Annotated in this window: 10 protein-coding genes; 6 read left to right on the top strand and 4 right to left on the bottom strand. The window is 63.8% G+C overall.

The genetic code is table 11. The annotated features are described in order from the left end of the window. Positions 1–150: 150 nt before the first annotated feature. The 5 genes from M5G17_RS03025 (at position 151) to M5G17_RS03045 (ending at position 8543) form a co-directional block, all read left to right on the top strand. Positions 151–1605, top strand: coding sequence for a sensor histidine kinase (locus tag M5G17_RS03025; protein WP_273891532.1), 1455 nt, complete (start codon positions 151–153; stop codon positions 1603–1605). Positions 1606–1812: 207 nt separating this feature from the next. Beyond that, positions 1813–4593, top strand: coding sequence for a multicopper oxidase domain-containing protein (locus M5G17_RS03030; protein ID WP_273891533.1), 2781 nt, complete (start codon positions 1813–1815; stop codon positions 4591–4593). A 15-nt stretch (positions 4594–4608) separates the two neighbouring features. Continuing rightward, positions 4609–5544: an SCO family protein gene (locus M5G17_RS03035; RefSeq protein WP_273891534.1), complete on the top strand. Its 936-nt coding sequence runs from the start codon at positions 4609–4611 to the stop codon at positions 5542–5544. A gap of 112 nt (positions 5545–5656) precedes the next feature. Then, positions 5657–7150: a sensor histidine kinase gene (locus M5G17_RS03040; RefSeq protein WP_273891535.1), complete on the top strand. Its 1494-nt coding sequence runs from the start codon at positions 5657–5659 to the stop codon at positions 7148–7150. Further along, positions 7119–8543 carry a sigma-54-dependent transcriptional regulator gene (locus tag M5G17_RS03045; protein WP_273891536.1) on the top strand — a complete coding sequence of 475 codons (1425 nt, stop codon included), beginning with the start codon at positions 7119–7121 and terminating at the stop codon, positions 8541–8543. Before M5G17_RS03040 ends, M5G17_RS03045 begins: the two co-directional genes overlap by 32 nt. Before the next feature lie 311 nt (positions 8544–8854). Here the strand turns inward: M5G17_RS03045 and tenA are convergent, their stop codons facing one another. Genes tenA through gspG form a run of 4 tightly spaced genes read right to left on the bottom strand, consistent with a single transcriptional unit; the run spans position 8855 to position 11850 of the window. Next, positions 8855–9517, bottom strand: a complete 663-nt coding sequence (tenA, locus tag M5G17_RS03050) for a thiaminase II (RefSeq protein ID WP_273891537.1) — start codon at positions 9515–9517, stop codon at positions 8855–8857. A 3-nt stretch (positions 9518–9520) separates the two neighbouring features. Next, a complete protein-coding gene (locus M5G17_RS03055; protein ID WP_273891538.1) occupies positions 9521–10168 on the bottom strand; it encodes a TenA family protein in 648 nt (215 codons plus the stop codon). 56 nt (positions 10169–10224) lie between these two features. Further along, positions 10225–11412, bottom strand: a complete 1188-nt coding sequence (locus tag M5G17_RS03060) for a type II secretion system F family protein (protein ID WP_273891539.1) — start codon at positions 11410–11412, stop codon at positions 10225–10227. Between the two features lie 15 nt (positions 11413–11427). Further along, entirely contained in the window at positions 11428–11850 is a 423-nt protein-coding gene (gene gspG, locus M5G17_RS03065) for a type II secretion system major pseudopilin GspG (RefSeq protein ID WP_273891540.1), read from the bottom strand. Positions 11851–12027: 177 nt separating this feature from the next. Between gspG and M5G17_RS03070 the strand changes: the two genes are divergently transcribed. Next, positions 12028–12627: a lytic transglycosylase domain-containing protein gene (locus M5G17_RS03070; protein ID WP_273891541.1), complete on the top strand. Its 600-nt coding sequence runs from the start codon at positions 12028–12030 to the stop codon at positions 12625–12627. The last annotated feature ends 160 nt before the right edge of the window (positions 12628–12787 follow it).

The following is a 12787-nucleotide window of genomic DNA, read 5'->3' on the forward strand; positions in this document are numbered from 1 at the left end:
GTGGGCAAGGGCTTGCCTGGGTAATCCAGGGTCCTTCCGGCAGGCCAGGGCACGGGGTGTGAGCCCCAGGGTTGGGGGCAAGTGGGGAAAGCCTGCGGGGATTCCCCGGGCTGGGCTATAACCTATGGAGTGTTCATTCAGGAGTCAGTGATGAGCAGCCAGCCGCATCTCGATTCGTCATCCGCCAGCATCGCCAGTCCAGCGCCCGGCAGCGGGCGCAAGCCGTTCGACCTGCTGCGCTGGTATGCCTTCGTCAGCCTTGCGATCATTCTCTCGGTGGCCGTGGGCCTGGGGCTGATTTCCAGCCGCTTCGTCATCAATGAAAGCGTCGAGCGCGATGCCTTGCTCACCGCCCAGTTCATCCAGGCGATTGCCCAGGCCGAAGTGCGCCATGTCTCGATTCCCAACGTGCGCACCATGGGCGAGCTGCTCGACCCGCGGCTGGACCAGGCCTTCCCCGACGTCGACCCCGAGGCGCGACGCAGCGCCCGGGGCGAGTTTCTCGACCATGTCGCGCACCTGCCAGACGTGTTACTGGCCAATATCTACGCCCCGGACCGCCTGGTGATCTGGTCGAGCAACCCGGCATTGGTGGGCAAGATGATCGAAGCCGACGACGACCTCGACCAGGCTTTCGATCAGAAAATGCGCGTGTCGGCCAGCTACCACAATGTCGACCAGGCGCGTGCCGAGCAGAAGTTCATCACCCCGCCTGAGCAACTGTTCATCGAGAACTACATCCCGTTGTTCGACGCTGACGGCAACAACGTCACGGCCATGGTCGAGATCTACAAGGAGCCCCATGACCTGATCCTGCGCATCGAGCGCGGGCTGCTGCTGATCTGGCTGGCCACGGCCATCGGCGCGGGGCTGGTGTACATCGGCCTGTACGGCATCATGCGCCGCGCCGCCCGGCAGTTGGCGGTGCAGCAAAAGCGCCTGGTCAACAACGAGACCTACGTGGCCCTGGGCGAGATGTCCTCGGCGGTGGCCCACAGCCTGCGCAACCCCCTGGCGAGCATTCGCTCAAGCGCCGAGCTGGCCCAGGAAATCGAAGAGGGCCCGGCGCAGAAGAACATCGGCGACATCATCAGCCAGGTCGATCGCATGTCGCACTGGGTGCGCGAGTTGCTGCAGTCTCTGCGGCCGCTCGACGACACGGCGGTGCCCGTGGACCTGCAGCGCGTGTTGCAGGACAGCCTGCAGGGCTTTGCCCCGCAGTTGTTGCGCAGCGGCGTGCGCCTGCAGTTGGGTGAGATACCTTCGGTTCAGGTGACCTGCCAGCCGGTGCTGCTTGGGCAGATCTTCACCAGCCTGATCGCCAATGCCCTGGAGGCCATGCCCGAAGGCGGCGAGTTGCGTATCGAGCGCGTCCGCCAGAGCCGCCAGGGCCTGACACTGCGCCTATGCGACAGCGGCAAAGGCATGACCGAGGAGCAGCAAGGCATGGCCTTCAAGCCGTTTTTCACCACCAAGCAGGGCGGGCTCGGGGTCGGGCTGATGCTGGTGCGGCGGATCATGGAGCGCTTTGGCGGCTCGGTGAAACTGAGCAGCGAAGAGGGCCAGGGAACCTGTGTGCTGCTGACATTCAAACTGGCCGTGTAGGCGCGCCTCAACATGGACTCTCGCCTGCATGGCCAGAGCCCGTGTCGAGACCACTCCCATTTTCCCCGGTTTTGGGTGAGTCTTTTTTGAGTTCTCAACATGAAGTATTGCTAATAACTATATGAAAAATAACATCTAAATATCTTGATACAGATATGGCCAAGTAATTGCACAACGACATTACCGGTCCCAAATCTGGTGAAGATAATGAAAACCCCATGCCTGTCCCCACGCGTTCTGTGCATCACGCTGGCCATCGCCTTGCTCGCCGACGCCAGCGCCAGCCCCATCGATGACGTCGACCCGCCCGAGCCTGGCGATCCGTCGGCCTTCAGCGACCTGCCTGCCGATGCCGCTGCGGCCCTGAACGCCATCTTGCAGCAACCAGAGGCCAATATCGGCGCTTTTGACTTGCCTGAAGGCGAGGGCGATCGCAACACTCCGCGCCAGGAGAACGAGCGTCCACCGGCCTTGCAGACCAGCTTCAATTACCCCACCAACGGCGTGCCCAGCCCACTGTTCGGTGCCCAGCCGTTCAGCCAGCAATTGTTGCTGTTCGAAGAGTTCGGCCCGGCGCGGCTGGACCCGACCACCCCGGCAGGGCTGCTGGTGTTCCCGGCACCCGCCAGCGGCCCGGCGCCGCAGCAAGACCCACTGAATGTTGCGCGCAGTTCACCGCCCGGGGCGTTGCTTGATGCCTTTCTCAAACAACCGGGGCTGACACCTTTCCCCGGGCAGTTCGCCAATGTCGTCGACCGCAACCCCTGGCAGGCGCAGATCGAGCAGTTCCTCAACCGGCATATCGGCTCTGCCGCCGAAGGCCGGCCGCCAGGCAAGGGCTGGTCGCACCAGCGCTGGAACGAGTTCTACCCGCAAGCGGCCTACAAGACCGCACAGGCCGGCGCGCGGATCAACGGCGGGCTGCGCGATGCCACGCAGATGCACCACTACAGTGTCGGCGAATTCGGTCCCGGCGGGCTGTACTACAACACCGCGGGCCAGGCCAACACCTTGGGGACTACCAAGGGTGTCGACACCCGTTTTCACCCCAACATGCCACTGCAGGACCACAAGTCGCTGTGGACCTTCGACGGCACCCTGCCAGCCAAGCTGCTGATGGTGCGCTATGGTCAGCCGCTGTTGATGCGCCATTACAACGCCTTGCCGATTGATCCTGCAGCCAACCACGGCTTTGGCCTGCACACCATCAGCACCCACGAACACAACGGCCACTCCCCGGCTGAAAGCGACGGCTACGCCAATGCGTTCTTCTTCCCCGGCCAGTATTACGACTATCGCTGGCCGATCCAGCTGGCCGGCTACGACAGTATCAACACCCGCGCCGAAGATCCGCGCGCAGCGTTCCCCTGCACGCCGGGCGAAACCCTGTGGGTCAACGATGCCAACCCGGGGCTGAAAATCTGTGACAACGGCAGCATCCGCATTCGTGGCGATTGGCGCGAAACCATGAGCACCCACTGGTTTCACGACCATATGCTCGATTTCACCGCGCAGAACGTCTACAAGGGCAACGCTGCGATGATGAACTACTACAGCGCCCTGGACCGTGGCAACGAGGCTTTTGACGATGGCGTCAACCTGCGCCTGCCCAGCGGTTCGGCGCTGTCGTGGGGCAACCGCGACTATGACGTCAACCTGTTGATTGCCGACAAGGCCTGGAACCAGAACGGCCAACTGTGGTTCAACCCGTTCAATACCGACGGCTTTCTGGGCGACCAGATCCTGGTCAACTGGCAGTACAAGCCGTACCTCGATGTACGCGCGCGCAGCTACCGTTTGCGCATTCTCAATGGCTCGGTGTCGCGCTACCTGAAGCTTGCGCTGGTGCGCGAGGTCAAGGGCGGCGCTGGCGAGTTCGCCGGGCCCAAAGGCTCGGGGCTCTCCTATGCACGGGTGCCGTTCCACATGATCGCCAACGACGGCAACATCATGGAGCATGCGGTGCCGTTCGACGGCAGCATGGACCTGGACGCCGACGGCGACCGGCAGGACCACAACGCCATCTTGCCGACCCAGGGCATCGCCGAGCGCTTCGACATCGTGATCAACTTCGCCAGGAACGGGATCAAGCCCGGCGACAAGCTGTTCCTGGTCAACCTTCAGGCCCACGAAACCGGCAAGGGCCCCAAGGAGGAGATCGCCCTGGCCGACGTGCTTTCGGAAAAGTACCTGGCGGTGATCAAGCAGACCAGCAAGGGCCCGCAGTGGGACAAGGGCGACCCGACGGTGACCAAGGTCTTGCAGTTCAACGTCAAGGCCTACAGCGGCCAGGACCTGGCCATGGACCCGGGCGCCTATGAGCCGGCCAAACCTGGCAAGGCGGCCGGTAAGGTGATGATCCCGCTCAAGCTGCACCGTGACGACCCGGCGGACATCGCCCGCCTGGCCCAGGCCCGTCACCGCACGTTCATTTTCGGTCGCTCCGACGGCACCGACCAGGCGCCCTGGACGGTCAAGACCGACAACGGCTTTGGCTTCCACATGGACCCACGCCGGCTCAATGCGGCGCCACAACTGGCCAGCGGCCCGACCGATGCCGGCACCAGTGGCATCGGTACCCTGGAAATCTGGAAAATCCAGAACGGCGGCAATGGCTGGAGTCACCCGGTGCACGTGCACTTCGAGGAGGGCATCATCCTCAGCCGCGGCGGCAAGGCTCCGCCGGAATGGGAAAAATGGGCGCGCAAGGACGTCTACCGCATCGGCAGCGAGGCCGACGGCCTGGACAACGTCGAAGTGGCGATCAATTTTCGCGAGTTCGCCGGCACCTACATGGAGCACTGCCACAACACCCAGCACGAGGACAACTCGATGCTGCTGCGCTGGGACATCGAGCACCCGGGGCAGTTGCAGTTGATGCCCACGCCGTTGCCCAGCTGGGACGGGGTCAAGTACGTCAACTCTGCAGCGCTGCCCACCTGGCGCAGCGGTGATGGCAAGGGCCCGCAAGTCAAGGTCGGCAAATAGCCGGGGGAGGTCGCCATGGGCGTTATAGCGAGTTGCCTGGCGCTGCTGTGGTTGTGCCTGAGCCTGCCGGGGCTGGCCGAGGAGGCGACGCCCTGGGGGGCGCAGTACTTCCCCAACACCGAATTGATCGACCAGGACGGTGAGCACCTGCGGTTTTTCGACGACCTGATCAAGGACAAGGTGGTGGTGATCAACTTTATCTTCACCGGTTGTGGCGACTCCTGCCCGCTGGAAACCGCGCGCCTGCGCCAGGTCCAGCAGTTGCTGGGCGAGCGGGTCGGGCGTGAGGTGTTCTTCTACTCGATCAGCATCGACCCACTGAGCGACAGCCCCGAGGTGCTCAAGGCCTACGCCGGCAAGTTCAAGGTCGGGCCCGGCTGGCGTTTTCTGACCGGTGACAAGCAGCAGATCGACGCCCTGCGGCGCACCCTGGGGTTGTTTATCGAAGGCGTCGACAACGGCCGCAGCCGCGACCATAACCTCAGCCTGATTGTCGGCAACCAGGCCACCGGGCGCTGGATGAAAGCCTCGCCTTTCGAAAACCCGTGGATTCTTGCCGACCAGTTGGCCAACAGCCTGCAGAACTGGAAACAGCCCAGCAGCGAGCAAAGCTACGCCGATGCCCCGCAAATCCGCCCGCCGAGCAGCGGTGAGGAGCTGTTTCGCACCCGTTGCGCGGCCTGTCACAGCCTTGGCCCGGAGGATGGCCAGAGCACTGGCCTGCGTGCGGTCGGCCCCGACCTGCTGGGGGTAACCCGGCGCCGCGAGCACCGCTGGCTGAGCCGCTGGATTCGCGAGCCCGACCGCATGCTCGCCGAGCACGATCCCCAGGCCATGGCGCTCTACCAGCAGTTCAACGCGATAGCCATGCCCAACCTGCGCCTGGGCGAGGACGATACCCAGGCCCTGCTGACGTTTCTTGAGGAGGAGGCCGTGCGCCAGCTGCAATAGAGGCAAAATACTATCACTGCATCCCGAGCCATTAGTTTTGATATACGACGCCTGCCGGCGCGCTGGGCTATAAGTTCTAAGAAAAAAAGCATCCACGGCAGGATCAGACCCGATGCAGATGCTCAACAAGAAACTGGCCGATGAGGGCCCCGACAGCCAGGCTACCCGCCGACCCTTGCGCCAGTTCAACCTGTTGCGCTGGTTCTCGTTGGTCAGCCTGTTGATCATCGCCTCGGTGGCAGGCGGGCTGGGCTATGTGTCGACGCGCTTTGTAGTCACCGACAGCGTCGAGCGCGATGCCATGCTCACCGCCCAGTTCATCCAGGCCATGGCCCAGGCCGAAGTGCGCCATTCGCGTATCCCGCCGGGCACCACCATGGGTGAGTTGCTCGACCCGCGCCTGGACCAGCACCACCCAAGCGTCAACCCGACCCTGGCCGAATCCACCCGAGTGGAATTTCTCGACCATGTCGAGCACCTGCCCGACACCCTGCTGGCCAACGTCTACGCGCTGGACCGGACCATCGTCTGGTCGACCAACCCGGAACTGATCGGCAAGAAAATCGAAGGCGATGACGACCTGGACGAGTCCTTCGAATCGAAGGTGGCGGTGTCGGCCAGTTACCACAAGGCCGACGAAGACCGCGAAGAGCAGAAGTTCCAGCGCGAGCCACAGTACCTGTTCATCGAGAACTACATCCCGATGTTCGACAGCCAGGGCCAGAAGGTGCTGTCGATGGTCGAGGTGTACAAGGAGCCCCAGGACCTGGTGCGGCGCATCCAGCGCGGTTACGTGTTGATCTGGGCCTCGACCCTGCTAGGAGGGGCGTTGATCTACTTTGGCCTGTTCTGGATCGTGCGCCGTGCAGCGAGCATGCTGCAGACCCAACAAGCTCAGCTTGTGGCCAGCGAAACCTTTGTCGCCCTGGGCGAGATGTCCTCGACGGTGGCCCACAGCTTGCGCAACCCGTTGGCCAATATCCGCTCAAGCGCCGAACTGGCCCAGGACATTGCCAGCGCGCCTGCGCAAAAGAACATCAGCGACATCATCAGCCAGGTTGACCGCATGTCGCGTTGGGTACGCGACTTGCTGGTATCGCTGCGGCCAATGAACGACGATGCCGAAGCGGTCGAGCTGGTGGCGGCGATCGATGACACCCGCCATGCCTACGCCCAGCAGCTGGAGCGGCACAAGGTCGTGGTGCAGGTCGACACGCCTGAAGCGGCCTGGGTGATCAGCCAGCCGGTATTGCTCACCCAGATTCTCAACAGCCTGTTCGCCAACGCCCTGGAAGCCATGCCCAGCGGTGGGCGCCTGGAGGTGGCGGTGCACACCCTTGAAGACGGCCGGCAACTGCAACTGACCTTGAGCGACACCGGCAAGGGCATGACCCAGCAGCAGGAACGGATGGTCTTCAAGCCGTTTTTCACCACCAAGCAGGGCGGCCTTGGCGTCGGCCTGGTACTGGTCAAGCGGATCATGGAACGTTTTGGCGGCTCGGTGAGCCTGGCCAGCCGCGAAGAGGAAGGAACCCGTGTTTGCCTGATCTTCAACGTTGCAGTGGGAGGGGAACATGGAGCAGAGCATTCTGGTAGTCGAGGATGATGAAATCCTCGCCGAGAACATCCAGACCTACCTTGAGCGCAAAGGCTTCGAGGTCACCGTCTGCCACAGCGCCGAAGCGGCCCTGGAGCAACTGTCACGCTGCCAGCCCGATGCGGTGCTGACCGACAATTCGCTGCCGGGCATGAACGGCCACGAGCTGCTCAAGGCCTTGAGCCTGCGTGCGCCGGAGCTCAAGGTGATCATGATGACTGGCTACGGCAACGTCGAAGACGCCGTGCTGGCGATGAAAGAGGGCGCCTTCCACTACCTGACCAAACCGGTGGTGCTGGCCGAGCTCAAGCTGATGCTGGAAAAGGCCCTGGCCACTGAGCGCATGGAGCGCACCTTGTCGTTCTACCAGGAGCGCGAGGCGCAAAAATCCGGTGGCCAGGCTCTGATCGGCGAATCACCGGCCATGCTTGGCCTCAAGCACACCATCGGCCAACTGCTCGATGCCGAGCAGCGCATGGCCAGCGGCGACCTGCCGCCGGTGCTGGTGGAGGGCGAGACCGGCACCGGCAAGGAGCTGGTGGCCCGCGCCCTGCATTTTGACGGCGTGCGCAGCAAGGGGCCGTTTATCGAGTTCAACTGTGCGTCGATCCCGGCCAACCTGCTGGAGGCAGAGTTGTTCGGCCATGAGAAGGGCGCCTTTACCGATGCCAAAGACCGCCGGGTCGGCCTGGTCGAAGCGGCCGACGGCGGCACCTTGTTCCTCGATGAAATCGGCGAGATGGACCTGCTGCTCCAGGCCAAACTGCTCAAACTGCTGGAAGACCGCACCATTCGCCGTATTGGCGCGGTGAAGGAGCGCAAGGTCGACCTGCGCATCATCAGCGCCACCAACTGCAACCTGGAACAGATGGTGCAGCAGGGCAAGTTTCGTCGCGACCTGTTTTTCCGCTTGCGCATCATCTCGATCAAAGTGCCCAGGCTGTATGCCCGTGGCGAAGACATCCTGCTACTGGCCCGGCACTTCCTGGCCTTGCACGGCAAGCGTTACGGCAAGCCGAACCTGCGCTTTAGCGATGAGGCCGAGGAGTTGATGCTCAACTACAGCTGGCCGGGCAACGTACGCGAGTTGCGCAACATGCTCGAACAGACGGTACTGCTCGCGCCGGGGGAGGTGATTGCCCCGCATCAGCTCAATGTGTGCATGAGCCTGGTGGATGAACCCCTGGAGATGCCGACGCCAGTGGCCTATGAAGCCTATGGCAATGGCGAGATGGCCTCGGCGAGCCTGCCGGAAGTGGAGCGCGACATGGTGCGCAAGATGCTCGACCGCACCGACTGGAACGTGACCAAGTCGGCGCGGCTGCTGGGCTTGAGCCGCGACATGTTGCGTTACCGCATCGAGAAGCTCGGCCTGACCCGGCCGGATAAACGGCAGTGGTAGTGCAGGCCTTGCACCAAGGCTGACAACGCCGCTCTAAAAAAACCTTACGACATACACCCGACAGGCTTTACCCCATCTCAAAGCCTGCGCCTTTGAGCCACTACACATTTTGCGATTGCGTGATGACGGTGAGGTGTGGGGCTTGAGATGAGGGAGGGCCGGTAGGTGTACGCCATAGGGGTTGTGGCGTCCTCGAGATCGAGCGCCGCCCGCGCGGCGCATCGCGGGCAAGACCCGCTCCCACATTTGTTGCAACGTGCCATGGCCTGAAGGAGCGGCGTTGTTAGCCTTTGCCTATGCCGCGATGAGGGTTACCCCACAGCATCCAGCCCCATTTGCCAGAAGTCCGCTTCCAGCCGCGAGGCCTGGGCGAAGATCTTGACCAGGTCCTCGAAGCGGCGTTCGGTCATGCTCCGCGCGGCCAGATCGTCCAGGTGCGCACGGGCGGCAGTGGCGACGCCCTGGTAAGCGGCGCCGGCGTATTCGCCGATCCACTCGCGATACGGGTGATCGCCCAGCGCCTGGACACCGTTGGGCGTCAGCCGGGTGCCGATTTCGGCGTAACCGATCACGCACGGCGCCAGTGCCACGTGCAGGTCAAGCAGGTCGCCCGCAGCGCCGCAGTCGAGCACGAAGCGGGTGTAGGCCACGGTCGCCTGGTGCTCCGGCGTCGCCGCCAGATCTTCAGCCGACAGCCCCCAGCGCTGGCACAGGCGCACGTGCAGCTCGGTTTCGTCGAGAATCGCCGCAAGCCCGGCCTGGGCGGCGCGGATATCGGCGAGGGTGCGGCTCTTGTAGGCGGCCAGGGCCCAGGAGCGGGCGAACTGGATCAGGAACAGGTAGTCCTGTACCAGGTACTGGCGAAACGCCGGTTGCGCCAAGGTGCCGGCACCCATCTGACGGACGAAGTCGTGCTCGACGTAGCTGTGCCAGTCGGTGGCAGCGGCCTGTTTCAGGCGCTCGAAGATATCCATGGCTTACCCCTTGAGGTCGTAGGCGGCGTCGAAGAACGCCCGCTCCAGCGCAACGCTGCGCAGGAAAAAATCGCGGCTGACTTGCGCCTGATCCGGCCCGACCCGGTCCAGTTCGGCGCGCAGGAAGGCGACGAAGTCCTGGAACGCCGGGCTGTTGTGCAGGGTGATCCATTCGGCGTGCTCGAAGCGCGGCGGCAAGGGTTCGCGGGCCCGCAAGCCCCAGTCCAGGTACAAGCCTTCGGCGACGTTGAGCACCGCCAGGGCGGCGGCGTAGGAGCGGGTTGCGGCGGCTTCGCGCATGATCGCCTTGAAGCCGGCAGTCGGTGCAGAATCTGGCGTTTCAAGGCGCTGCGCCTGGCTAACGCCCAGGGCCTGGAAGGCACGCAGGAAGTAAGTGTTCTCTTCACCGGCAATCATCCCGGCAAAGCGCCCCAGGCGGATACGTGCCTCGAAGGTGTCGGCGCTGGCCATGGCGGCGCCGAGCAGGGTCAGGAAGGCATCGATGAAGCGGTGGTCCTGAACCAGGTAGTTGATCAGCACCGGGTCGGCCAGGCTGCCGTCGAGCAGTTCGTTGACGAAACGGTGTTCGATGCACTGGGTCCAGCTCGGTTCACTGTGCTGGCGAAGGCTGTCGGTAAAGCGCGCGGTCATGCTGCTGTCCTTTTTCGGCTGGCCGAATCTATACAGCAAGGCCCGGGGATTGTCATCTAGTGGATGCTGGAGGCCAGTTCGAAAATCGGCATGTACATCAAGATCACAATCAAGCCTATCAACAGGCCGATAAAGGTCATCAGCAGCGGCTCGAACAGGCGCACGAACCACTCGATCCAGCGGCTGATTTCTTCGTCGTAGAAGTCGGCGCTGCGCTCCATCATCTGCCCCAGATTGCCCGATTGCTCACCGGCGCGCAGCAAGCGCAGCGACACGGGGGTCACCAGTTGCCCGGCCTCGAGCGCCGCCGACAGCGACAGGCCTTCCTTGACCCGTTCACAAGCCTGCTCAAGCCGCAGTGCACTGGCCGCGCCGAGCAGGCCGCGGGCCATGGCCATGGCGGTGAGGATCGGGATGCCGCCTTGCAGGAGGATCCCCAGTGAGCGATAGAAGCGCGCCAGTTCGTACATCACCAGGCGCTGGTGCAGGGCCGGCAAGCGCTGCAACTGGCGGTTCAGCCAGCGGCGCAGGCGCAGGTTGCGGCGCAGGCCAAACAGCAGCGCCATCAGCAGCACAAAGCCGCTGCCCATGACCATCTGGTGGGCATGCAGGAACATCCCGGCCTGCATCAGCCAGCGCGACATCCATGGTAGCTCCGTGCCCAGGCCTTCAAACACCAGGCTGAAGCGCGGCACCACATAGCCCAGCAGAAACAGCACCACACCGCCGCCGACCAGCAACAGCAACAGCGGGTAGATCGAGGCGCTGACGATCTTCTGCCGCACAGCGTCCATGCGCTGGCGATAGGCGACGTAACGGCCCAGGGCATCGCCCAGGGCGCCGGTCTTCTCGCTCGATTGCACCAGTGCCACGTACAACGGCGGAAAAACGCTGGGCAACTGCGCCAGGGCCTGGGACAACGACTTGCCTTCATACAGCAGCCGCACCAGTTCACTGAGGGTCTTGCGCGCCTGGGGCGCAGTCTCTTTCTCGGCCAGACTCTCCAGGGCATCGATCAGGGGCAGGCCAGCGTTGAGCAGGGTGGTCAGCTCCTGGCTGAACAACACCAGGTTGAACACCTCGCTGCGCCGCCAGCGCAAGCCGGCCAGGCGCTGGCAACTGCGCACGCTGACCACCCGCAGGCCTTGCTGCTCGACCTGCTCGCGGGCCTGGCCCGGGTCCTGGGCGTCAACCTGAAGCACGACCACACCGGCCTTGCCCAGGGCCTTGAGTTCATAGCGCATGCGCACGCCCTCCGGTTATTGCCAGCTGGTGATCTCGGCGTTCTCGCCATCGCCGCCGGGCTGGCCGTCCTTGCCCATCGACAGCAAGTCGAACTCGCCGTTTTCCCCCGGTTGGCGATAGATGTAGCTACGGCCCCAGGGGTCTTGCGGGACCTTCTTCTGCAGGTACGGGCCCGACCAGCGCACTTCGTCGCTGGGCGCCGCCACCAGGGCCTGCAGGCCTTGCTCGGAATTGGGGTAATGCCCCACCTCCAGGCGGTACAGGTCCAGGGCCTTGCTCAGGCCTTCGATCTGCGCCCGGGCCACCTTGGCCTCCGAGCGCCCCAACTGGCTGAAGTACTTGGGCGCGACGATGCCGGCCAAGAGCCCCAGCACCACCAGCACCACCAACAGTTCGAGCAGGGTGAAGCCGTGTTGCGTGCGGTATTTGTTGTTCATTGCCAGGCCCTCCACAGATGTGCTGCAAGGGCTTATGCAAATGCCGTGCGCGTCTGCGCCGGGCCTTTGCCCTGCGGCCCTGGCAAGGCGGCACAGTGCTTGCGTCAGTAGGGTAAAGCCCTGGCGATCGGGGCATATGCCCCACTTTCTGGGGGATGCAACGGGGAGGGTGGCACGATGCGCTGGCTCACTGCGGGAATCCTGGCCTGGTTGGCCAGCAGCAATCTGGTTCAGGCCGATGTGTATATCTCGGTCAAGGCCGATGGCAGCTATGTGTTGAGCAATGTGCACCGGCCGGGGCGCAGCTATCAGCGGGTGATCAGCGAGACGGCGCTGAGCCTGGCCAGCAGCGGCCCGCAGTTGATCACCGGCATGCCCTACGCCGAAGAGGTGGCGGCTGCAGCGCAAGACAACGACCTGCCGGCGGCGTTGCTGCACGCGGTGATCCAGGCCGAATCGCGCTACGACCCCAATGCCCGCTCCAGCAGTGGTGCGGTGGGCCTGATGCAACTGATGCCCGACACCGCCAAGGCCATGGGGGTGAAGAACGTGCTTGATCCCGCCGCCAACGTGCAGGGTGGCGCGCGCTACCTCAAGCGCATGCTGACGCTGTTCGACAACGACATCACCCTGGCGGTCGCCGCCTACAACGCCGGGCCCGATGCGGTGATGCGCCGCGGCCGGGTGGTACCGCCGTTCGCCGAGACCCAGCGCTATGTGCCCAAGGTGCTGCGCCAGTACCGGCGGCTGCAGGGCTTGGCGGTGGATGCACCTTAGTAATTGCCTGTGGGAGATTTTATGGTTCGCCGCAAGGTTTGTTGCGCTCTTGAGATCGAGCGCCGCCCGCGCGGCGCATCGCCGGCAAGGCCAGCTCCCACATTGGTTGCAACGTGCCATGGCCTGTGAGGGTGGCGTTGTCAGCCTGGGTGCTAGGCGC

The sequence above is a fragment of the Pseudomonas rubra genome, assembly GCF_028656935.1.
Lineage (GTDB): Bacteria > Pseudomonadota > Gammaproteobacteria > Pseudomonadales > Pseudomonadaceae > Aquipseudomonas > Aquipseudomonas rubra.

Coding starts and splice junctions, on each gene's coding strand:
- M5G17_RS03025 (WP_273891532.1), top strand. CDS start 151: ATGAGCAGCCAGCCGCATCTCGATTCGTCATCCGCCAGCATCGCCAGT.
- M5G17_RS03030 (WP_273891533.1), top strand. CDS start 1,813: ATGAAAACCCCATGCCTGTCCCCACGCGTTCTGTGCATCACGCTGGCC.
- M5G17_RS03035 (WP_273891534.1), top strand. CDS start 4,609: ATGGGCGTTATAGCGAGTTGCCTGGCGCTGCTGTGGTTGTGCCTGAGC.
- M5G17_RS03040 (WP_273891535.1), top strand. CDS start 5,657: ATGCAGATGCTCAACAAGAAACTGGCCGATGAGGGCCCCGACAGCCAG.
- M5G17_RS03045 (WP_273891536.1), top strand. CDS start 7,119: ATGGAGCAGAGCATTCTGGTAGTCGAGGATGATGAAATCCTCGCCGAG.
- tenA (WP_273891537.1), bottom strand. CDS start 9,517: ATGGATATCTTCGAGCGCCTGAAACAGGCCGCTGCCACCGACTGGCAC.
- M5G17_RS03055 (WP_273891538.1), bottom strand. CDS start 10,168: ATGACCGCGCGCTTTACCGACAGCCTTCGCCAGCACAGTGAACCGAGC.
- M5G17_RS03060 (WP_273891539.1), bottom strand. CDS start 11,412: ATGCGCTATGAACTCAAGGCCCTGGGCAAGGCCGGTGTGGTCGTGCTT.
- gspG (WP_273891540.1), bottom strand. CDS start 11,850: ATGAACAACAAATACCGCACGCAACACGGCTTCACCCTGCTCGAACTG.
- M5G17_RS03070 (WP_273891541.1), top strand. CDS start 12,028: ATGCGCTGGCTCACTGCGGGAATCCTGGCCTGGTTGGCCAGCAGCAAT.